This window comes from Brevundimonas sp. 374 (assembly GCF_900102995.1).
GTDB lineage: Bacteria > Pseudomonadota > Alphaproteobacteria > Caulobacterales > Caulobacteraceae > Brevundimonas > Brevundimonas vesicularis_C.
On the sequence record NZ_FNKT01000001.1, the window covers coordinates 1,070,921 to 1,091,739 of the forward strand.

Genomic DNA, 20,819 nt, shown 5'->3' on the forward strand with positions numbered 1-20,819 from the left:
GACCTGACGCCATGAAGATCAAACTCGCCCTTGCAGCCGCCAGCCTGTCGCTGGCGGCCTGCAATCCGTCCGAGCCGGCCAAGGCGCCCGCCGCTGACACGCCGACAGCGACCGCCACCGTGACCGCGACCGACGCCTGGTGCCGCCCGTCGCCGAACGGGGCCAAGGCCGGCGGCTGCTATGTCACCCTGACCGCCGCGACCGACGACAGGCTGACGGGGGGATCGACCCCGCGCGCCGCATCGCTTCAGGTCCACGAGATGAAGACCGAGAACGGCATGATGAAGATGGCCGAGCTGACGGCGGGCCTGCCCCTGCCCGCCGGTCAGGCCGTGGCCTTGGCGCCGGGCGGCAACCACCTGATGCTCATCGGCCTGACCGCGCCTCTGGTCGCCGAAGAGACCGTGCCGCTGACGTTCCAGTTCGCGTCGGCGCCGGCGATCACGGTTCAGGCGCAGGTTCGCCAACCGGCCATGGAAGGCATGGATCACGCCGCCCACTGACCTCAGTTGAAGCGCGAGCCTGACAAACGGCTCTGAACCCGCTAAAGGCTCGCGCCTCACGAGGAATACCATGGCTCTTAAAGTCGCGATCGTCGGCCTGCCCAACGTCGGCAAGTCCACCCTGTTCAACGCCCTGACCAAGACGGCGGCGGCCCAGGCGGCCAACTATCCGTTCTGCACCATCGAGCCGAACACCGGCGATGTGGCCGTGCCCGAGGCGCGTCTGAACGCCCTGGCCGAGATCGCTGGATCGAAAGAGATCATCCCGGCCCGCATCACCTTCGTCGACGTCGCCGGTCTGGTGCGTGGCGCGTCCAAGGGCGAAGGCCTGGGCAACCAGTTCCTGGCCAACATCCGCGACTGCGACGCCGTGGCCTTCGTCGCCCGCTGCTTCGTGGATGACGACATCACCCACGTCGAGGACCGCATCGATCCGATCGCCGATCTGGAAATCATTGAGACCGAGCTCATGCTGGCCGACATGGAAAGCCTGGAGCGCCGCCGGCCGCAGCTGGAGAAGCGCGCCAAGGGCGGCGACAAGGAATCGGCCCTGACGCTGAAGCTGGTCGATCTGGCCCTGGCCCAGCTGAACGCCGGCAAGCCCGCCCGCACCGCCGAGGTGTCCAAGGAGGACATCAAGGCCTGGCACATGCTGCAACTGCTGACGGCGCTTCCCGCCCTCTATGTCTCGAATGTCGAGGAAGGCTCGGCCGACAAGGGCAACGACCTGTCCGACAAGGTCGCGGCCCGCGCCGCCCAGGACAACGCCAACTCGGTCGTCATCTCGGCCCAGATCGAGTCCGAGATCGCCGTGCTGGACGACGAGGAGCAGAAGGAGTTCCTGGAGACCCTAGGTCTTGAAGAGCCCGGCCTGAACCGTCTGATCCGCGAGGCCTATAAGCTGCTGGGCCTGCAGACCTATTTCACGGTCGGGCCCAAGGAAGCCCGCGCCTGGACCATCAATGTGGGCGACACCGCGCCCCAGGCGGCCGGCGTGATCCATACTGACTTCGAGAAGGGCTTCATCCGCGCCGAAACCATCGCGTTCGAAGACTTCGTCGCCCTGCGCGGCGAAGCGAAGGCTCGCGAGGCAGGCAAGCTTCGCGCCGAAGGCAAGTCCTATGTCGTCAAGGACGGCGACGTGATGAACTTCCTGTTCAACTAGGCGGCGCGGCAGGCGGGGTTTCGGCCCCGTCCTTCTTCATCATCTTTTCCAGCGGATTGGCGGGATCGGGCGCGCGCGGCGAACCGGGGCAGCGCGCCAGTTTCACCGTCTTCATGTCCTGATCGACATAGGTCAGGTTCATCACGTCGCCGCTCGTGCCCATGTGCACCCGCTCGGTCTGAGGCCGGCCTGCACATCGCAGCACTGCAACATAGCCGGAACCCGTCTCGTCGATGCTGGCGATGTCGCAGTTGCTGCCGTAGGCGTCGAAGCGCAGCGGCGTCAGGGTGATCGGGCTGCGTTCGCCCTGGGGCCGGGCGCACCATTGCGGGTTCGCCGCCCAAACGCCCACGAAGCTGCGCGGCCCCCGCCCGGCCAGAGACGACGGTCCAGGCGGTTCGACCGGCTGCATGGCCTCGGGCGTGCGCAGGGGCGCCGCCGGTTCGTTCGGCGGATTGACATCGTGATCGCCGCAGGCGGCCAGAAGGGCGATCGCACCCGCCATCGGGATCAAGGCTGTTTTCATCCCGCCACAACGCCACGGCCAAGGTTCAGGTTCAATCCGATGACCAGCGCCAGCGACTGCGATCGGATTCAGCTCAAGACCACGCGGCCGTAGATCATGCGGAAGGCCACGCCGGTGCGCTGGAACAGGCGCGCGATGACGGCGGACGGATCGGCCGCGCCCTGATCCAGCAGCCGCTCGACATCGCCACGCAACGAGGGGTCGCGCGATGTCCGAGTCAGGGCCGTCAGCCATTCCTCGCGGCTGAGCACGCCGTCCGGCTGGCGCAGCAGAGGTCTGAGGAAGTCGAACCAGTCGCCGCCGCTGCGCTGACGTTGCGCGCCTTCCGCGGCCAGGGCGAAGACAGCCCCGCAGGCGTAGTAGGCGCGGTGTTCGCCCCGGGCGCCGGCCTGGGCGACCGGCTGGCGGGCCAGGTTGACGCAGTCGTCCACCTCGGACTGAAGCTCGGCCCGGTCGTCATAGTTTGCATCGAGGGCCTTCAGGGCGCGCACAGCCATCAGGTCGGCTCCGCCCTCGGTGATCCAGGCCTCGTCGGCGAAGGCGTAGCGTACCGTCTGCCCCAACCAGAAATGCGCCCCCTCGTGGCCGATGAACCAGCGCGAACGCTCCACGATTTCCGGCTGGGGCGAGGTCACGCCCCTGCCCTCGAACGACATGACGATCAGGCCGGGCAGGACGCTGCCGCCCATGCTGGTCATGCTTTCGGTCGGCCCGTTCCAGGCCACCATGACGATGGGCGTATCGCCGCCGGAGCCCGGCGCGCCGAGGCGATCACGGTAGTAGTGACCGACACGCGGCGCAAACCAGCGGATCTCCTCCCCGATCCACGGCGGCAGATTGGGGTCCATGACGGTCGACAGGCCGTCGCCCCGCGTGACCGTCGCCTCGCCCAGCAGGACATAGCTGCGCTCGTCCGTCGTGGTCAGTTCGTCGCGGCGGCGCCCGTTGAACAGGACGGGTCCATTCTCATCGCGCCACGTCACACGCGAAGGGCCGCCATCCAGCCGGGTCCGGTTCAGGTCGTCCGGCACCTGTTCGGCCGCCTGGGCCGACGGCAGGGCGAAGACATCCAGTTGTCGCGTCGGCAGCGCCACCGCGCCATTGGAGAACAGCAGGGTCGGATACTCGGCCTCAAGATCCACCGCCTGCGGTCGAACGCGGAAGCGGACCTCGCGCGGCACGGGATCGCCGTCCGTGCTGCGGATGATGTCGTAATGGCCGCGTCGCTCCATGACGACGCCGGGCGTCTCGACCGTCCATTGGCGCGGCCGCCAGGGCTGGCGCGAATCCTGTTCCAGCGCCGAATCCTGGAAGGCCCAGACCGGCACGTCGCGCCCGAAGCGATAGTCGATGTTGAGATGATCGCCGTCGCGGGTCACCGTCACCTGGGGTCCGCCTTCCTCCTGAAGGGTCGCCGGCGCCGACATGGGCCCTGCGGCGCAGGCGCCGCTCATAAGGGCGAGGGCCAGGATGGCGGACGAGGCGAAGGCGTGGACGCGCAAGGGCGATCTCCTGAAGGGCGCTCGGCGCGAAGCCTAGCGGTCGTCAACGCGCCGCGTCAGCTTACGGTTTCGTCAGGCTGAGGCCCGTTCCAAGGCGCGGCCCGCCGCCGCCAGTTCGCCGGCCATCACGGCCTTCAGTCGCTGTGGCGCCAGGATCTGCACCTGCTCGCCCCAGGTGAACAGATGCCAGGCCAGTTCGCGCATGCCCGAGGCGCGGAACCGCACGATCACGCCGCCGTCCCACTGATCCTCAAAAGACTGGGTCGGGTGCCAGCGCCAGCCCCTGGCCTCGGCCGCGCCCTCGGGCGCGATGCGCAGCACGACGTCCTCGATCTCGTCCTGATAGATGCCGAAGGACTGGCTGGCGAAGACACCGAGGTCGAAATCGGCGGGCGGGACCGCCATCCCCTCCTGCGGGGCGACGTGGCTCATCCGGTCCAGGCGGAAGGTCTGGATGCGGCCGGTCTCGCGGTCGGCGGCGACCAGATAGTTGGCCCGGCCGAACATGACGCCGCACGGCGCCACGCTGCGCCGACGCGGCTCGGCGCCCGGACGGGAATAGGTGAAGCCCAAGGGCTGCTGCGCCAGCACCGCCGCGCGGATAGCGGTCAGCATCGCCTCGTCGGCGGAGGGGCGCGGCCCGGCCTGGACCGCAATGGTCTCGGCCCGGACCAGGGCCTCCAGATCCGGCGCCATCCGATTCAGCGTGGTCGAACGCATCGCCGCCTTCAGCTTGCGCTCCAGCCCCTCCAGCGCCGTGGCGCGCGCCGGTTCGCCGGCGGCGCGCAGGGCGGTCGCGGCCTTGGACAGTTCCAGCATTTCGGTCGCCGTCGGGGCCTGTTCGAAGGCCGACAGACCGCCCCGGATGCGCCAGCGTTTGGACGGCGGGTCCGAGACCTCGTCGACCTGGGGGAACAGCATCAGAACCGCGTCGCGCATCCGTTCGGCGGTGCGGCGGCCGACGCGCATGTCGCGCGCGATCTCGTCCAGGCTCAGCCCTTCGGCGCTGGCGGCCATGCGGCGCGCCAGATCGATCACCATCGCCGCCTTGTCGTGTCTCAATGCCTTCGCCGATCCCTACGTCCGTTTCTGACGCAACACTGCTTCATAACGTCATCATCGACAAGAGGCCCCCGCTTCAGGAGATCATCAGATGGCGCATTTCCAACCCGCCCAGACCGTCAACGCCAGCCGCTACATCATCGTGCCGTGCGAGGCCGACGGGTCGTCCGACCTCGCCGTGATCTGGGACCGTCTGGAGGAACAGGTGGTCGACGTCATTTCGGCCGCCGCCAGCAGCCGCTATTCGGACGAGGACATGCTGTGGGACGAAGGCCGCGCCGGCGACACGGCCCCCGAATGGCGGATGGCCGCCTGAACTCAGGCCGCCTTCGGCTTGGTCCAGCGGTCGATCATGCGCTGGGCCGGCTGCTCGACCAGTCGGTGAGCCTCCACGGCGACCGCGACGATGAAGCCGAACATGGCGACGGCGAACAGGTCGTTCAGCCAGACAGAGCCAAAGTCGATGCGTCGCACCGGTACGAGGTCGAGCTTCCTGGCCACAATCATCATCACGGTCAGGATGAACATATGGACCATGTAGATGGCGAACGACCAGCGCCCCAGGGTGACGAGAGCCGGATGGTCCAGCACGCGTGACAGCGCCCCCTCCTCTCCGGCGAAGACCCAGATCAGCGCCACGAAGATCAAGGTGACGGCCACGGTGACCGGCCCCTGAGCATAGCCGATGAAGATGCAGGCGGCGACGATGGCCGCGATCTCCAAAAGCGTCGCGGCGCCGCCCTTGAGCCGCGGAATGCGGGTCCAGAGCCCCTGCAGCAGGCAGCCCAGGAAGAAGCCATAGACCGCGCGCGGCACGGCGAAGTCATAGGTCGTATTCATCCAGCGCCGCGCGTAGCTGAGCACCAGCACGCCGCCGATGATCGCCAGCACCAGCCCGATCCAGCGGAAACGCTTTGGCGCAATCAGCACTAGGCCCGCGAAGATCAGATAGCAGGCCCATTCGGCGCTGAGCGTCCAGGCCGGCCCGTTCCAGGTCAGATAGGGATGCACATGCCAGGCTTGGATCAGCGCCAGATTGGTGAAGATCGCCTCGATCGACCGATCCCGCGTGAAAGGCCGCGCGCTGTCAAAATGGAAGACAAGCCGCGCTAGCTCCAACCCGATGAAGGCCGCCAGCATCAGCAGATGCAGCGGCCAGATCCGCCCAAAGCGCCGCACCATGAACCGCCCGGCGTCGCGTCCCGACTTCAGTCGGTTCGCATAGGCATGAGCGATGACGAAGCCCGACAGCACGAAGAAATAATCGACGAACAGATAGGAATGCTGAATGAAACCCCAGTCGCGCCAGTGACTTGCGACCGGCATGTGGAACATCACCACAAGGATGGCGCACACACCTCGCAGGGAGTCCAAAGCCTCAAAACGGCGATGGGCGGCAGGAAGAGGTCCGGACAGCGTGTTCACGGACGCGTGATAGCGCCGGTCAAGGTTGCGCGATAGGGGTCTTACGAGACTTCAGTCCGCCCCGGCTTTGAGCGCACGAACAGCACGACCGCAAAGATCGTGCAGAACCGCCTGATCGACATCTTCCAGACGCGAAACATAGAGGCAGCCCACGCCGGTTTTCACCTTGCCTAGGCGGGCGATAAGCTCGGCTCGTTCAGGGAAATCCCCAGCGACATAAAGCACCAGATTGGCTTTTCGCGGCGAGAAGCTGATCAGCGGCCAGCCGCCCTTGGGGCCGCCGTCGTTGCCGAACCCGACGATGGACGATCCCCAGAGCACGGCCGGTTCACCGGTGATCTCCGACATCAGTGCGGCGACGGCATGAGCATCAGACCGTCGGCGTGGATCGTCGATCGCAGACAGGAAGGCGTCGACAGAGGCGTCTGTGGGGCCGGTCTTGGGCGTGCTGGCCATGGCTCAAAGCCCCTTCACGATCCCTTCGACCATTTTCTTGGCGTCGGCGAACAGCATCATGGTGTTGTCGCGGAAGAAGAGTTCGTTCTCCACCCCGGCATAGCCCGAACCCATGCCGCGCTTGATGAACAGCACCGTGCCGGCCTTTTCCACGTCCAGGATCGGCATGCCGTAGATGGCGCTGGTCGGGTCGGTTTTAGCCGCAGGATTGGTCACGTCGTTGGCGCCGATGACGAAGGCGACGTCGGCGGTGGCGAACTCGGCGTTTATGTCCTCCAGCTCGAACACCTCGTCATAGGGGACATTGGCCTCGGCCAGCAGGACGTTCATATGGCCCGGCATCCGGCCGGCGACGGGGTGGATGGCGTATTTCACCTCCACGCCTTCCTCCTTCAACTTGTCGGCCATTTCGCGCAGAGCGTGCTGGGCCTGCGCCACCGCCATGCCGTAGCCGGGCACGATGATGACCTTGGACGCATTCTTCATGATGAAGGCGGCGTCCTCAGCCGAGCCCTGTTTGACCGGGCGCGTCTCCTTGGCGCCGCCGGACCCGGCCGCCGCATCGCCGCCGCCGAAGCCGCCCAGGATGACGCTGATGAAGCTGCGGTTCATGCCCTTGCACATGATGTAGCTGAGGATCGCGCCCGACGATCCGACCAGGGCGCCGGTGATGATCAGGGCGATGTTCTCCAGCGTGAAGCCCAGCGCTGCCGCAGCCCAGCCGGAATAGGAGTTCAGCATCGACACCACGACCGGCATGTCGGCGCCGCCGATGGGGATGATCAGGGTCGCGCCCAAAACGAGCGCGATCAGGAAGACGCCCCAGAAGGCCCAGGTCGCCGCGCCGTTCGTGCCGATCAGGATGCCGATCAGGAAGACCAGACCCAGCGCCAAGCCGACATTGATCAGATGGCGCGCCGGCAGGATGATCGGCGCCCCGCTCATGTTTCCATTCAGCTTGGCGAAGGCGATGACCGAGCCGGTGAAGGTGATGGCCCCGATGGCGACGCCGAGGCTGAGTTCGATGATCGACAGCGTCTTGATGCCGTTTCCGTCGTCGGACAGGATTCCAAAGGCCTCGGGCGCATAGATCGCGCCGATGGCGACGAGGCAGGCGGCCATGCCGACCAGGCTGTGGAAGGCTGCGACCAGTTGCGGCATGTCGGTCATGGCCACGCGTTTGGCGATCAGGGCGCCCGCCCCGCCGCCGACGATGACGCCGCCCGCGATCAGGGCCAGGGTCACGGCATCCAGCGCCCCCGTCGTGCCCAGGGTCAGCAGGGTCACGCCGATGGCCAGCGCCATGCCGACCATGCCGAAGGTGTTGCCCTGACGGCTGGTCTCGGGGCTGGACAGTCCCCGCAGCGAAAGGATGAACAGGACGCCCGAAACCAGATAGGCCAGTGCGGCCAGCGATGCGTTCATCACGCCCCTCCCCTTAAGACGTGCGGGCCAGCCGCCACAGGGCGGCGGCGATGAACAGCGGACCGATGAAGAACAGGGCCCATTCGAAGACGCCCAACGGCCGATCCTGCGTTACGACGCGAACCAGAATGGCCGAAAAGACCAGGGCGATGCCGCAGTCATGCAGCCGCTGACGCTTGATTGGAGTCTTGGCCCCGAACCAGCCGTACAGCCACAGGCCGAAACCGATGCCGGTCGCGACCCAGGACCCAGTGATGGCGATCTGCGCAGCGTCGGTCACGAAGACGCCTTCGGAGCGACGGGCCGCTCCTTCTTCTTGTACATGGCCAGCATCCGCCGGGTGACCATGAAGCCGCCGAAGATGTTGACGCTGGCCAGGGTGACGGCGACGACGCCCGCGCCCTTGGCGATCCAGGCGCTTGGGCCGGTCGCGTCGCCTGACACAGCCGCCGCCGCGATCAAGCCGCCGACGATGATAACGCTGGAAATGGCGTTGGTCACGGCCATCAGCGGCGTATGCAGGGCCGGCGTCACGCTCCAGACGACATAATAGCCAACGAAGATCGCCAGCACGAAGATGGCCAGGCGGAAGACGGTGGGATCGACGTGTTCCATCAATGTGTTCCCTTCAAACCTTCATGCACCACGGCGCCGGCATGGGTGACCACCGCCGTCTTCAGGATCTCGTCTTCGAGATCGACCGCCAGACCGCCGTCCTTGACCATCAGGCCCACGAAGGCGGTCAGGTTGCGGGCGTAGAGGGCGCTGGCGTCTGCGGCGATGCGGCCGGGCAGGTTCGACCAGCCGACGACGGTGACGCCGTTCGCGGTGGTCACGACCTCGTTCAGCCTGGAGCCCTCGACATTGCCGCCTGCCTCGACCGCCAGATCGATGATGACCGAGCCGGGCTTCATCGAGGCGACATGGGCGGCGGTCAGCAGCACCGGGGCGGCGCGGCCGGGGATCAGGGCGGTGGTGATGACCACGTCCTGCTTGACCACATGGCTGGCGGTCAGTTCGGCCTGTTTGGCCTGGTATTCGGCCGACATGGGCTTGGCGTAGCCGCCGGCGGTCTGGGCGTTCTTGAACTCCTCGTCCTCGACGGCCAGGAATTTGGCGCCCAGGCTTTCGACCTGTTCCTTGGTCGCGGGGCGGACGTCAGTGGCGGTGACGACGGCGCCCAGGCGACGTGCGGTGGCGATGGCCTGCAAACCCGCGACGCCCACGCCCATGATGAAGACCTTCGCGGCGGCGACCGTGCCGGCCGCCGTCATCATCATCGGGAAGCCCTTGCCATAGGCATAGGCCGCCTCGATCACCGCGCGGTATCCGGCCAGGTTCGCCTGGGACGACAGGACGTCCATGACCTGGGCGCGGGTGATGCGGGGCACGAACTCCATGGCGAAGGCGGTGGCGCCCGCCCCGGCCAGGGCGTCGACGGTCGCCTTATCCCGATAAGCGTCCAGCATGGCGATGACGACGGAGCCGGGCTTGAGCGCGCTGGTTTCCTGGGCCGTGGGACCGCGCACCTTCAGCACGATGTCGGCGCCGTCCAGCACGGCGCGGGTGTCCGGTTTCACGACGGCGCCGGCGGCGGCGTAGTCGACGTCGGGAATGGAGGAGCCCAGGCCGGTCCCGGCCTCGACCGTAACGGTCGCCCCCAGGGCGATCAGCTTCTTGACCGTTTCGGGCGTGACGGCGCAGCGCGTCTCGCCTTCGCGACGTTCACGGGTGACGGCGATAGCGACGGCCAAGCGAATCCCCTCGTTCTTTTCGTTGAACGAAGGTTAGGCCGTTCCGGCGCAAGCCGTCAAAGCACGGTTATGCCAAAGCTTGGCGAGAGCGCGTGATTTCAGACCGCCGCGAGGCGATCCTCTGCAAGGCTCAGTGTGCGGCGCCGGGCTTGGACTTCAGCGCCACGAAGCCGACGCCGCCCAGAACGATCGCGCCGATGACGGCGGCCATGAAGCTGCCGCCCGGGTGGAACCACAGGGTCAGGAACAGCAGCAGCACGGCGATGGCCAGGCTGCCCCACTTGGCCAGGTTCAGGAACAGGCGGTAGGTCGAGACCTGTTCGCGCACTTCCATATGGCCGTGCAGATAGGCTTGCGCATCGGCGTCGGCAGGTGCGTTGGCGGTGTCGTGCAGGTCGGCCATTCGTGGAATCCCCTCGTCGTTATCGCGGACTTACACCGAGGCGACCGCCCCGCTCAAGCCCGCAGTCATGCCCTGGTCAGGCCAGCGCCTCGAACTGATCGACCAGCCGCTCCAGCCTCTGACAGCCGACGCTCCAGAAGGCCGGGTCGCGCGGGTCCAGACCGAACGGCTTCAACGCCTCGACGTAGGTTCGCGATCCGCCGCCGGCCAGAAGCTCGCGATAAAGGGGCGTGAACCCGGCCGGGTCGTTGCGACGCGCCTCCATCAGCGCCGCCACCAGCAGGTCGCCGAACGCGTAGGCGTAGACATAGAAGGGCGAATGGACGAAGTGGCTGACATAGGCCCACCAGTGTTCATAGCCCGGGTTCAGCTTGACCGACGGCCCCAGCGAGGCGCCCATTTCCTCAAGCCACAGCTGATTGATCCGATGTTGCGACACCTCGCCTTGCAGGCGCTCGTCGTGGAAGCGGGTCTCGAACCGGTGGAAGGCGATCTGGCGCACGACGGTGTTCAGACCATCCTCGATCCGACCGGCCAGCAGACCGCGCTGCTCGGACTTCGGCGCGGTCGCCAGGAGACGATCAAACGTCAGCCCCTCGGCGAAGATCGACGCCGTCTCGGCCAGGGTCAGGGGCGTGTCGGCCAGAAGCGTGCCCTGGTCGGCCGCCAGGGTCTGGTGGACGCCATGACCCAGCTCATGCGCCAGGGTCAGGACGTCGCGCCGCTCGCCCATCCAGTTCAGAAAGACATAGGGATGGCGGTCGGCGGTGACGGGGTGGGCGTAGGCGCCCGACTGCTTGCCCGGCCGCGCCCGGCCGTCGATCCATGGCTTGTCGAAGAAGCCGCCGGCCCGGTCGGCGAAATCGCCGCCCAGGTCAGAAAAACTGTCCAACACGATCTCGCGCCCCTGGGTCCAGCTGAAGGTGCGCGGCGTGGTCGTCTCAATCGGGGCGTTGCGGTCCCAGTGGTCCAGGCGCGCCTTGCCCATCGCCTTGGCCTTCAGCGCATAATAGCGATGCGACAGGCGCGGATAGGCGGCGGCGACGGCCTCGGCCATCGCATCCACGGCCTCGCCATCCACCTCGTTGCCCAGGTGACGGCTGTCGGCGGGACGTTTGAAACCGCGCCAACGATCCTCCATCGCCTTGTCGGCGGCGACGGTGTTCAGCACCAGGGCCAGCGTCGGGGCGCGGGCGGCCAGCGCCTCTGACAGACCCTCGGCGGCGGCTTTGCGGCGCGCGGGCTTCGCGTCGGACAGGCGGTTCAGCGCCTCGGCCAGCGTCAGTTCCTCATGGCCAGCCTTTGCACGCAGGGCGGCCAGCTGCTCGTCGAACAGGCGCGGCCATTGGGCCGTGATCGGGCCGCGCTCGGCGATGAAGGTTTCCAGTTCGGCCGACAGTTCGTGCGGCTTCATCGCCCGCACCCGGCGCAACCACGGCCGCCAGCGCGCTGCGCCGGCATGGGCGGTGAGCGCCGCTTCCAGCGCCGCATCGTCGATCTGATTGATCTCCAGCGTCAACCAGACGGTCGGGGTGGCGATGGCGGTGATCTTCTCGCGCACATCGGCCTCGAACCCTTGCGCCGTCGCATCGTCGCGCGCGGTTGAGGCCGACAGGAAGGCGTAGGCGCCCAGCGCGCCCAGAACGTCGGACGCCTGCTCGTAAAGCTGGATCGCGCGGTCCAGCGCCTCGCCCAGCGCCTGCGCATCCTGATCCGCCGCCAGCAGGCCCTTCAGCCCGTTCAGCGCCTCGACCAGACCCCTCGCCTTTTCCAGATCGGCGGCCACCTTGGCGTCGTCGCGCGACGCATAGAGGTCGGTCAGGTCCCATAGCGGGGCTTCGGTGTTCGGCGTCTTGAAGGGAGCGTTCATGCCCCTGTTCTGGGGATGCGCGGCGACGGCCGCAACCGTCCCTTGCGCTTTCTCGACGTCACGGCCCGTGCAATCCTGCCGTTCGGAGACGCGTGAATGACCGAAACCCTGAAGCATGACACCGGCCGGACGGGCCTTGGCGGGGCCTCCGCCCTGTTTGCGATTCGTCTGGCGACGGGTCTGGTTCAGGGGCTGGCCCTCTATCTGCTGTATCTGGCGGCCGACAGCCGCGTCTGGCCCGAAACCCAACCGGTGGTGTTCGGCGCCCTGGCCCTGGCGGCCGGCTATGTGCCGGTGGTGGTTCTCGCCGGCGTGGGCCGGGTCAAGCCGCTGGCCCTGATCTTTTGGGCGGCGGCCGCGGCCGGCGTGCTGGCCCTGCTGGGCGCCCACGACGTCGCCCGCCAGGTGCTGAAGCCGCATGAGGAGCCGCCTTTCCTGAGTTTCCCCGTGCTGGCCTTCGGGGCGGCGGCTCTGTTTATCGCCCACCACCTGATCGTGCCCGCGATCCGCGAACGACGCTGGATCGTCGACTATCCCGACTATTTCGACATCGCGTGGAAGGCGGGGGTGCAACTGGCCCTGTCGCTGGGGTTCACCGGCGCCTTCTGGATCCTGCTGCATCTGGGCGCGGCCCTGTTCAAGATGATCGGCCTGGCCTTTCTGCAGCATCTGCTGAGCGAGGCGTGGTTCGCCATTCCGGTCACGGCCCTGGTCTTCGCCACCGCCGTCCAGTTGACCGATGTGCGCGACGGGCTGATCCGGGGCGTGCGAACGGTGGCCTTGATGCTGCTGTCTTGGCTGCTCTTGGTGATCACGGTCCTGGTCGGCGGCTTTCTTTTCGCCCTGCCCTTCACCGGATTGGACGGCCTGTGGGAGACGCGCAGCGCGACGGCGCTGGTATTGTCGGCCGCCGCCGCCCTGATCGTGCTGATCAACACGGCTTATCAGGATGGGCGCGCCGACAATCTGCCGCCGGTCGTTCTGCGATACGGCGTGCGAGCCGCGTCCGTCCTGATCGCGCCGCTGATCGTTCTGGCCGCCTGGGGCCTAGCCTTGCGGATCGGCCAGCACGGCTTGACGCCCGATCGGATCATCGCCGCCGCCTGCACCCTGGTCGGCGCGGTCTATGGCGCGGGCTTTCTGCTGGCGGCCGTCAAACCGGGCGGCTGGATGAAGCCGCTGGAGCGGACCAATGTCGCCGCGGCGGTCCTGTCGGTTCTGGTCATCCTGGCCCTGTTCAGCCCTTTGGCCGATCCCGCCCGACTTTCGGTGCAGGATCAGGTCGCCCGCTTGCAGCGTGGGATGGTGTCGGCCGACACGTTCGACTATGATTTCCTGCGGTTTGAGAGCGGCAAGGCCGGCGAGACGGCGCTGCGCCGTCTGGCCGCCTCAACCGATCCACGCATCGCGCGAAACGCCCGCGCCGCCCAGGCTCGCCCGTGGCCATCCGGCGATACGGCGCAAGGACGGCAAGAGCGCAAGGCCGCCATCCGCCTGAAGGCCGTCGATGGCCAATCCGTGCCAACCAGCTTCGTCGATCAGTTGGACGCGCAGGTGGACGTCCTGTTCAGTTGCAATGCGGAAACGCCCTGCGTCGTGCGATCGCTGGACCTGAACGGCGATGGACGAACCGATCTGCTGGTCGCCACGGCTCGCGAAATCGTCGCCTTCGATCAGGACAGCCAGGGCCAGTGGCGCGTGACGGGTCGATACGGCTTCACCTGCGGACGCAATGCTGAGCGGATGAACGAAGGCCTGTCGAAGGGCGTCGCGACGGCCCCGGCCGCCCTGCCCGACCTGGTTGTCGAGGGCCAGAGATTGCGCGCCAGCCTCGAGGTGCGATGCGACGCGACGGAGCCACGTTAACGGGACGCTCACCACGCCGTGTCACCCGATTTTCACCTCGCCGCCCTAGGAATCGTCCCGAAACGATCCATCCGTGACGGGTTGGGTGACAGGACAAGGGATTTTCATGGCCAAGACCATCCTGGTCGTTGACGACGATCCGACCCAGCGCCGGCTGATCCAGGCCGTGCTGGAGCGGGACGGCAACGCCGTGGTCCATGCCGCCAGCGGCGGCGAGGCCATCGACAGGATGACGCGCGGCGGCGGGGCCGACCTGATCCTGCTGGACATGGTGATGCCCGAGATGTCGGGGCTGGAATGCCTGGCCGAACTGCGTAGCGCCGGGATCAATGAGCCGGTGATCGTCCTGACGGCCAACGGCGGCATCGACATGGTGGTCAAGGCCATGCAGGCCGGGGCCCAAGACTTCTTCGTCAAACCGGTGGGCCCGGAACGCCTGCTGGTCGGCGTGCGCAACGCCATGCAGATGAAGCGCCTGACCGCCGAGGTCGGGCGCCTGACCAAGCGCGTCCAGGGTCGCACCAGCTTCGACGACATCGTGGGCGACAGCCCGCCGATGCGCATGGTCAAGGCGTTGGGCGCCCGGGCCGCCAAATCCTCGATCCCCGTCCTGATCACCGGCGAGAGCGGCGTCGGCAAGGAGGTCATCGCCCGCGCCCTGCACGGCGCCAGCGACCGGGCCGGCAAACCCTTCGTCGCCGTCAACTGCGGCGCCCTGCCCGCCAATCTGATCGAATCCATCCTGTTCGGGCATGAGAAGGGCGCCTTCACCGGCGCCGTGGACAAGACGCTGGGCAAGTTCCGCGAGGCGGACGGCGGCACGCTGTTCCTGGACGAGATCGGCGAACTGCCGCTGGACATGCAGGTCAAGCTGCTGCGCGCACTTCAGGAAGGCGAGATCGATCCCGTGGGCGGCAAACGCCCGGTGAAGATCGACGTGCGCATCGTCTCGGCGACCAATCGCGACCCGGCCCAGCAGGTCAAGGACGGCGCCTTCCGCGAGGACCTGTTCTATCGCCTGAACGTCTTCCCGATCGAGGCCCCATCCCTGCGTGACCGCCGCGAGGACATCGCGCCCTTGGTCGATCACTTCATCGCCCGCTTCAATGCCGAGGAGGGCAAGCGGATCGCCGGATGCGCGCCCGAGACCCTAGCTTTGCTGCAAGGGTTCGACTGGCCCGGAAACGTGCGACAGCTGGAAAATGCAGTGTTCCGCGCCATCGTGCTGGCCGATGCGCCCTTCCTTCAGCCGCACGATTTCCCCGCGATTTCGGGCGTCGCCGCGCCAATGCCCGACGCCCAGCCTCTTCATGCCGCCACAGCCGCCGGCGCTCAGACCGACGCCGCCGCGCAGGTCGATCAGCCGATCCGTATCCTGGACGAGCGCGGCCATCTGCGCACGCTCGAGGACATCGAACGCGACCTGATCCAGCACGCCATCGAGGTCTATGCCGGGCACATGAGCGAGATCGCGCGCCGCCTCGGCATCGGCCGTTCGACCCTGTATCGCAAAGTCCGAGAACAGGGGCTGGAAGGTCAGTTGAAGGAAGCGGGCTGAGACCTACCCTCTCCTCCTCACATCGTGGGGAGGTGGCGCGGCGCTCCTTAGCGCCGTGACGGAGGGGCTCTTCACCGCATCATAGCGTCTTTGGAGATTCGCGAGCCCCTCCACCGCTGCGCGGTCCCCTCCCCACAAGTGGGGAGGAGAAGATCACTCCGGCTTCTTTCGAGCCCAACGCCGTTTCGGCTCTTCGCCATTGGCCTTGGCGGTGATCTCTTTCAGCTTGCGGCCCTGCATCGCCGACAGGGCTTGCCCCGGGGCGCCCTTTTCGGGGTCGGCGAAGGCGCGGCCGTGGGTCTTCACGCGCTCGCTGACAGAATCGATGAACTCGCCTTCCCATTCGGACAGGGAAACGCCCGCCTTGTCCGCCGCGCGGCGAGCGCGTTTCAAGGCATTCAACGCAGCGCGTTTAGCCGCCTCGCGCTGCATCTCGAAGGGGCTGGGCAGCGGCTTCTTGTTGGCGCCATCGCCCTTCAAGCCGCCTGATCGCGACAGCCCGCCTCCTGGCTTGAAGGGGGTGCGCTTCAAGCCAGGTCAGCCTCAGATCTCGCCGAGCGCCGACAGGTAGAGGTCCAGGATGGCGTCCTCTTCCTGACGCTTGGCCTTGTCCTGCTTTCTGATGCGGATGACCTTGCGCAGGATCTTGACGTCGTAGCCCTCGCCCTTGGCCTCGGCGAAGACCTCCTTCATGTCGGTCATGACGGCCTGCTTGTCCTCTTCGAGGCGCTCTAGGCGCTCGATGATGGTGCGAAGGCGGCCCTGCGCCGTGGCGGTGAGAAGGTCGGAACCACCGTCGAACGAGGCGTCGTCAGCCATGGGAATACTCCAGAAATCAGGCGCGGACGCTAACCATGCGGACAGGCGCGCGACAACCGCCAACACGAAAAAGGCCGCGGACAGAAATCCGCAGCCTGTGGATCGTCATCTTTCAAGCGCGCTATCGCCCTTCGGGCTGCTTGAGCGCGACCCAGCGTGCGCACGCCGCCGAAGCGGCGCGCAGCGAACGCTGCTTAGCCCTGCTTCGCCTTGAAGCGCGGGTCGGTCTTGTTGATGACGAAGACGACGCCCTTGCGACGCACGACCTTGCAGTCGCGGTGGCGGGTCTTCAGCGACTTGAGCGAGCTACGGACCTTCATGGTCGGACGTCCTGAAAGAAACCAATAAGAAAGCCGCTGACCCGGTCGGATCGCGGCGGAGGCGGTCGTATAGAGAGAGGGGTTCGGAAGGTCAAGCCGCCAAAGCCCGAAACCGCAGAAAACCCAGTCCCCGTCTGCTCTGCGAGCTATTTCCTCTCACGTGCTCAAGCAGCCCGAAGGGCGATAGCACGCTCAGAAAACTATGGAGGCCTGACCTCCGAGTCGAACGGAGGGTTTACGGGGTTGCACGCCCGCCGCGTAGCCGCTCCGCCATCAGGCCGTCAGAGGTGGTGCGTCATTACGACACACACGTCTAAGGCGTCCAATACAAAGGTGGTTAACGGCGCGCCTTACACCCGAGCGGGGAACGGCGAGGCAACGCATTCGCGCCGCGCGCGCTTTAGGGCGTCGAAATGGCCGTTCGCGCGGTTGTCATTTCGCGTCTGACCCCGGGGGCTCTAGTTTGAATCTCATGCGCTTTTCCTATCGCCTTCTCCTAATCGGCTGCGTCTCGGCCTGCGCGCCCATGCTGCCCGAGCCGCAGGTGAACCTGCCGACGCCCCATCCTCAGCCGCAGGCGGGCGCCCCTGTTACGACGCCGGCCCCTGCCCCCCAGACGCCGCCGTTGGCCGCCTATGACCAGCAGGGTTTTGATGGTTGGAAGCAAGGTTTCCTGGCGCGTAAGGGCGGCGCCCGCCGCGCGGACTACGCCCGGGAACTGGAGGGGCTGACGCCCGATCCGACGGTGATCCGCCTGGATCGCAACCAGCCTGAGTTCTCCAAACCCGCCGGCGCCTATGTTCAGAATGCGGTGACCCCGGTGCGAATCGCCCAGGCCAAACAGCGCATCGACCGGGTGCCGTGGTCGGTGGTTCAACGATTCGGCGTGCCCAGCGAGATCCTGGTCGGCGTGTGGGCCCAGGAGAGCGCATTCGGTCAGGTGCAGGGCGACTATGACGTGATCCGCTCGCTGGCGACCTTGGCCTATGACGGTCGCAGACGCGATTGGGCCGAGGGGCAACTGAAGGACGCGCTGGACATCGTCGTGGACGGCCGGCGCGAGCGCGCGGGACTGAAGGGCAGCTGGGCCGGGGCCATGGGCCAGACCCAGTTCATGCCCGACAACTATCTGCGCCTGGGCGTGGATCAGGACGGCGACGGCAAGGTCGACATCTGGCGCGACGACGCCGACGCCCTGGCGTCCGCCGCCAACCTGCTGGCCCAGGCCGGGTGGAAGCGTGGTCAGGGCTGGGGCTATGAAGTCACCCTGCCCTCCGGCTTCGACTATGCCGAGGCAGAAGGCCCGAAGCACAACTGGGACTATTGGGCGGCCAAGGGCGTGCGCCTGGCGCAAGGCGGCACCCCGAACGGCGCAGAGGCGCTGGAAGAGGCGACCATCCTGCTGCCGCAGGGCGCGAACGGTCCGGCCTTCCTGGCCCTGCCGAACCACTATGTGATCCGCCGCTACAACAACTCGGTGTCCTACGCCCTAGCCATCGGCCTGACGGCGGACGGGATCATGGGCAAGCCGGGGCTGACCAAGGCCTGGCCCAACGATCCGTCGATGACGCGCGATCAGCGTATCGGGGCGCAGCGCGCCCTGACGCAGCTGGGTTACGACACTCAAGGCGTGGATGGAGTGATCGGCTCCAACACCCGCGCGGCCCTGCGTCGCTGGCAGATCGCCAACAACCGGATCGCCGACGGCTATCTGACGCCGACGCTCGCGGACGAACTGATCCGCCGGACGAACTGAACCGCGTCTCCCGCCCCTCGCACCGCCATGGGCGGGCGTGGATTAGACCCTACCCCTTCACGCGCCAGGTGGCGCCGTCGGGGCCGTCCATGACGACGACGTTCAGGGCGTTCAGACGGTCGCGGATGCGGTCGGCCGCGGGCCAGTTCTTGTCGGCGCGGGCGGCGGCGCGTTGGTCCAGCAGAGCCTCTACCTCGGCCTTCAGGGCGGGATCGCCGCCCTCGAACCAGGCGTCCGGCGTCAGCGACAGGACCCCCAGCAACCCGGCCGCTTCCTTCAGGCTCCAGCGGGCCATGGCGACATCGTTGATATCGGCCTCGGCGTCGTTCAGCAGCTCGCGCAGGGCGTTCCCCAGACCGAACAGCTGGGCGATGGCGCCCGGCGTGTTGAGATCGTCCTCAAGCGCGTCCAGCACCGGGTCCAGGGCGTTCTCGGCCAGCTCTCTCTCGGCCTCCTCCAGCGTCGCCTCATCGAAGTCGGCCAGGGCCGCGTCGGCGTCGCGCAGCACGCCGTACAGCCGGTCGAGGTTCTTGCGGCTCTGCTCCAACAGCCCCTGGTTCCAGTCCAGCGGCTGGCGGTAGTGGGCCGACAGAAGCGCCCAGCGGACGACCTCGCCCGGCATGGCCTGGACCAGGTCGTGCAGCAACAGGACGTTGCCGATCGACTTGGACATCTTCTCGGCGTCCACGGTCAGAAAGCCGTTGTGCATCCAGTAGCGGGCGTATTCGTCGTGCGCCTGATCGCCATGGGCATGGCCGTGGGCGCAGACGCCCTGGGCGATCTCGTTCTCGTGGTGGGGGAAGACCAGGTCGATGCCGCCGCCGTGGATGTCGATGGGCAGGCCCAGGGTCTTTTCGATCATGGCCGAGCATTCGATGTGCCAGCCGGGACGCCCCTCGCCCCACGGCGACGGCCAGGACGGCTCGTCCGCCTTGGACGGCTTCCACAGAACGAAATCGTGCGGGTTCTTCTTGTAGGGCGCGACCTCAACGCGGGCGCCGGCGATCATGTCGTCCAGGTTCCGACCCGACAGGGCGCCGTAAGCCTTGTAGGACGAGACGTCGAACAGGACGTGCCCCTCGGCCGCATAGGCGCAGCCGGCGTCAACAATGGCCTGGGTCTGATCGACGATGGCCGGAATGTAGTCGGTGACGTGGGGCGCGATATCGGGCGGCGAGACGTTCAGCAGGCCCATGTCGGCCAGATAGGCGGCTTCGTAGCGGGCCGTGACCTCGCCGATCGGCACGCCTTCGCGCGCGGCCTTCTGATTAATCTTGTCGTCCACGTCGGTGACGTTGCGGGCGTAGAGGACCTTGTCTGCGCCGTAGGTCCGGCGCAGCAGCCGCACCAGGACGTCGAACACCACCGGCGGGCGCGCATTGCCGATGTGGGCGTAGTCATAGACCGTGGGGCCGCAGACATAGAGGGTCACACGATCCTTGTTCCGGGGCTCGAACAGGCGCTTTTCACGGCGCAGGGTGTCGTGGATGTGCAGCGGCATGGATCAGTCTTTAGCGGGTTTTCTTGCGGGACGGACGGTCTGTCCCATATAGCGGCCTGATATACAGTCCCGACGGATTGTAGAAGGTAAACCGGGCGACCCGCCCGCCCCGGCCGGAAATCGAGTTCATGAGCGTCACCCCCGCCAAGCCCGTCCTTGTCAGCGACGAAACCGTGAAACGTCCGTCTCGCGAACAAGCGTTGGAGGCCGTGCGCACCCTGATCGCCTGGGCTGGCGACAATCCGAACCGTCCCGGCCTGATCGACACGCCCAAGCGGGTGGTGGACGCCTATGGCGAATGGTTCGACGGCTATGAGGCCGATGCGGGCAAGGAGCTGAGCCGCACCTTCGAGGACGTGACTGGCTATGACGACATGGTCATCCTGCGCGACATCGAGGTGGAGAGCCACTGCGAGCACCACCTGGCCCCGTTCCTGGGCAAGGCTTATGTCGCCTATCTGCCTGGCGAGAAGGTGGTCGGCATCTCCAAGCTGGCGCGGGTCGTCGAGATCTATGCGCGGCGCCTGCAGAACCAGGAAACCCTGACCAACGACATCATCGACGCCATCGAATCGCACCTGCAGCCGCGCGGCGTGGCGGTGCTGGTGGACGCCGAGCATCAGTGCATGACCACGCGCGGCGTGCATCATCGGCACGTTTCGACCATCACGACCCGCTTCACCGGCGCGTTCAAGGACGATCCTGCCCTGGCGGACCGTTTTTTGAAGCTGGCCAAGGCGTGAACGCCGAACTGACGTCCCTCTGTCGTGTATAATTGACCTTCGGGAACGGCAGATCGTTTAGAACCGCTTTACAAGCCCGCATCGGGACGCCAAGAACCGATCAAGCCTTCGGGCGATCCATAGGGAAATGTCGGCGCGGAACGCAGCCGGCGAGTAACGGAGACG

The 20,819-nt window shown here is 66.8% G+C and carries 22 protein-coding genes; 7 read left to right on the forward strand and 15 right to left on the reverse strand.

Features of this window, described 5'->3' with window-relative positions; all coding sequences use genetic code 11:
• Nucleotides 1-11 precede the first annotated feature (11 nt).
• Together BLR19_RS05300 and ychF are read left to right on the forward strand one after the other, a co-directional pair.
• Entirely contained in the window at nt 12-503 is a 492-nt protein-coding gene (locus BLR19_RS05300; protein WP_091747997.1) for a copper chaperone PCu(A)C, read from the forward strand.
• A 70-nt stretch (nt 504-573) separates the two neighbouring features.
• Nucleotides 574-1,668 carry a redox-regulated ATPase YchF gene (ychF, locus tag BLR19_RS05305; RefSeq protein ID WP_091747999.1) on the forward strand — a complete coding sequence of 365 codons (1,095 nt, stop codon included), beginning with the start codon at nt 574-576 and terminating at the stop codon, nt 1,666-1,668.
• On the opposite strand, the gene BLR19_RS05310 is transcribed toward ychF, so the two are convergent.
• The 3 genes from BLR19_RS05310 to BLR19_RS05320 all read right to left on the reverse strand — a co-directional run bounded on the left by BLR19_RS05310 (nt 1,661) and on the right by BLR19_RS05320 (nt 4,758).
• Complete coding sequence (locus BLR19_RS05310) at nt 1,661-2,194, reverse strand: hypothetical protein (RefSeq protein WP_091748002.1); 534 nt, start codon at nt 2,192-2,194, stop codon at nt 1,661-1,663. The genes ychF and BLR19_RS05310 overlap by 8 nt on opposite strands.
• A gap of 68 nt (nt 2,195-2,262) precedes the next feature.
• Complete coding sequence (locus BLR19_RS05315; protein ID WP_218119316.1) at nt 2,263-3,696, reverse strand: hypothetical protein; 1,434 nt, start codon at nt 3,694-3,696, stop codon at nt 2,263-2,265.
• Nucleotides 3,697-3,768: 72 nt separating this feature from the next.
• The gene (locus BLR19_RS05320; RefSeq protein WP_218119317.1) at nt 3,769-4,758 is read right to left on the reverse strand and encodes a helix-turn-helix transcriptional regulator; all 990 of its coding nucleotides are present in this window, start codon (nt 4,756-4,758) and stop codon (nt 3,769-3,771) included.
• Nucleotides 4,759-4,849: 91 nt separating this feature from the next.
• Between BLR19_RS05320 and BLR19_RS05325 the strand changes: the two genes are divergently transcribed.
• On the forward strand, nt 4,850-5,074 hold the full coding sequence (locus BLR19_RS05325; protein ID WP_091748007.1) for a hypothetical protein: 225 nt from the start codon (nt 4,850-4,852) through the stop codon (nt 5,072-5,074).
• Between the two features lie 2 nt (nt 5,075-5,076).
• On the opposite strand, the gene BLR19_RS05330 is transcribed toward BLR19_RS05325, so the two are convergent.
• The 8 genes from BLR19_RS05330 to BLR19_RS05365 all read right to left on the reverse strand — a co-directional run bounded on the left by BLR19_RS05330 (nt 5,077) and on the right by BLR19_RS05365 (nt 12,091).
• Entirely contained in the window at nt 5,077-6,183 is a 1,107-nt protein-coding gene (locus tag BLR19_RS05330) for an acyltransferase family protein (protein WP_091748010.1), read from the reverse strand.
• A 51-nt stretch (nt 6,184-6,234) separates the two neighbouring features.
• Entirely contained in the window at nt 6,235-6,639 is a 405-nt protein-coding gene (locus BLR19_RS05335) for a DUF1801 domain-containing protein (protein WP_091748013.1), read from the reverse strand.
• Between the two features lie 3 nt (nt 6,640-6,642).
• Nucleotides 6,643-8,064 carry an NAD(P)(+) transhydrogenase (Re/Si-specific) subunit beta gene (locus BLR19_RS05340; protein ID WP_091748015.1) on the reverse strand — a complete coding sequence of 474 codons (1,422 nt, stop codon included), beginning with the start codon at nt 8,062-8,064 and terminating at the stop codon, nt 6,643-6,645.
• A 13-nt stretch (nt 8,065-8,077) separates the two neighbouring features.
• A complete protein-coding gene (locus BLR19_RS05345; protein WP_055755025.1) occupies nt 8,078-8,344 on the reverse strand; it encodes a hypothetical protein in 267 nt (88 codons plus the stop codon).
• Nucleotides 8,341-8,679 (reverse strand): NAD(P) transhydrogenase subunit alpha part 2, encoded by a 339-nt coding sequence (locus tag BLR19_RS05350; protein WP_091748017.1) that lies wholly within the window; start codon nt 8,677-8,679, stop codon nt 8,341-8,343. The genes BLR19_RS05345 and BLR19_RS05350 overlap by 4 nt, the downstream gene beginning before the upstream one ends.
• Nucleotides 8,679-9,818 carry a Re/Si-specific NAD(P)(+) transhydrogenase subunit alpha gene (locus tag BLR19_RS05355; protein ID WP_091748019.1) on the reverse strand — a complete coding sequence of 380 codons (1,140 nt, stop codon included), beginning with the start codon at nt 9,816-9,818 and terminating at the stop codon, nt 8,679-8,681. The genes BLR19_RS05350 and BLR19_RS05355 overlap by 1 nt, the downstream gene beginning before the upstream one ends.
• 130 nt (nt 9,819-9,948) lie before the next feature.
• Complete coding sequence (locus BLR19_RS05360) at nt 9,949-10,221, reverse strand: aa3-type cytochrome c oxidase subunit IV (protein ID WP_091748022.1); 273 nt, start codon at nt 10,219-10,221, stop codon at nt 9,949-9,951.
• A 76-nt stretch (nt 10,222-10,297) separates the two neighbouring features.
• On the reverse strand, nt 10,298-12,091 hold the full coding sequence (locus BLR19_RS05365) for a M3 family oligoendopeptidase (RefSeq protein ID WP_091748025.1): 1,794 nt from the start codon (nt 12,089-12,091) through the stop codon (nt 10,298-10,300).
• Nucleotides 12,092-12,187: 96 nt separating this feature from the next.
• Between BLR19_RS05365 and BLR19_RS05370 the strand changes: the two genes are divergently transcribed.
• Both BLR19_RS05370 and BLR19_RS05375 read left to right on the forward strand, forming a co-directional pair.
• A complete protein-coding gene (locus BLR19_RS05370; RefSeq protein ID WP_091748028.1) occupies nt 12,188-13,957 on the forward strand; it encodes a DUF4153 domain-containing protein in 1,770 nt (589 codons plus the stop codon).
• A gap of 106 nt (nt 13,958-14,063) precedes the next feature.
• Nucleotides 14,064-15,515: a sigma-54-dependent transcriptional regulator gene (locus tag BLR19_RS05375; RefSeq protein WP_091748031.1), complete on the forward strand. Its 1,452-nt coding sequence runs from the start codon at nt 14,064-14,066 to the stop codon at nt 15,513-15,515.
• 153 nt (nt 15,516-15,668) lie between these two features.
• Here the strand turns inward: BLR19_RS05375 and BLR19_RS05380 are convergent, their stop codons facing one another.
• From BLR19_RS05380 to ykgO, 3 genes are all read right to left on the reverse strand, one after another.
• Nucleotides 15,669-16,046 carry a hypothetical protein gene (locus tag BLR19_RS05380; RefSeq protein WP_091748033.1) on the reverse strand — a complete coding sequence of 126 codons (378 nt, stop codon included), beginning with the start codon at nt 16,044-16,046 and terminating at the stop codon, nt 15,669-15,671.
• A 12-nt stretch (nt 16,047-16,058) separates the two neighbouring features.
• The gene (locus BLR19_RS05385) at nt 16,059-16,334 is read right to left on the reverse strand and encodes a nucleoid-associated protein GapR (RefSeq protein WP_091748036.1); all 276 of its coding nucleotides are present in this window, start codon (nt 16,332-16,334) and stop codon (nt 16,059-16,061) included.
• A gap of 194 nt (nt 16,335-16,528) precedes the next feature.
• Nucleotides 16,529-16,654: a type B 50S ribosomal protein L36 gene (ykgO, locus tag BLR19_RS05390; protein WP_008263184.1), complete on the reverse strand. Its 126-nt coding sequence runs from the start codon at nt 16,652-16,654 to the stop codon at nt 16,529-16,531.
• 472 nt (nt 16,655-17,126) lie between these two features.
• Here ykgO and BLR19_RS05395 point away from each other — a divergent pair, with 472 nt between their 5' ends.
• The gene (locus BLR19_RS05395) at nt 17,127-18,410 is read left to right on the forward strand and encodes a lytic murein transglycosylase (RefSeq protein WP_091748039.1); all 1,284 of its coding nucleotides are present in this window, start codon (nt 17,127-17,129) and stop codon (nt 18,408-18,410) included.
• Nucleotides 18,411-18,459: 49 nt separating this feature from the next.
• Here the strand turns inward: BLR19_RS05395 and cysS are convergent, their stop codons facing one another.
• Nucleotides 18,460-19,911 (reverse strand): cysteine--tRNA ligase, encoded by a 1,452-nt coding sequence (cysS, locus tag BLR19_RS05400; protein WP_091748042.1) that lies wholly within the window; start codon nt 19,909-19,911, stop codon nt 18,460-18,462.
• A 128-nt stretch (nt 19,912-20,039) separates the two neighbouring features.
• On the opposite strand from cysS, the gene folE reads away from it, so the two are divergent.
• Entirely contained in the window at nt 20,040-20,654 is a 615-nt protein-coding gene (gene folE / locus BLR19_RS05405; protein WP_091748045.1) for a GTP cyclohydrolase I FolE, read from the forward strand.
• Nucleotides 20,655-20,819: the final 165 nt, after the last annotated feature.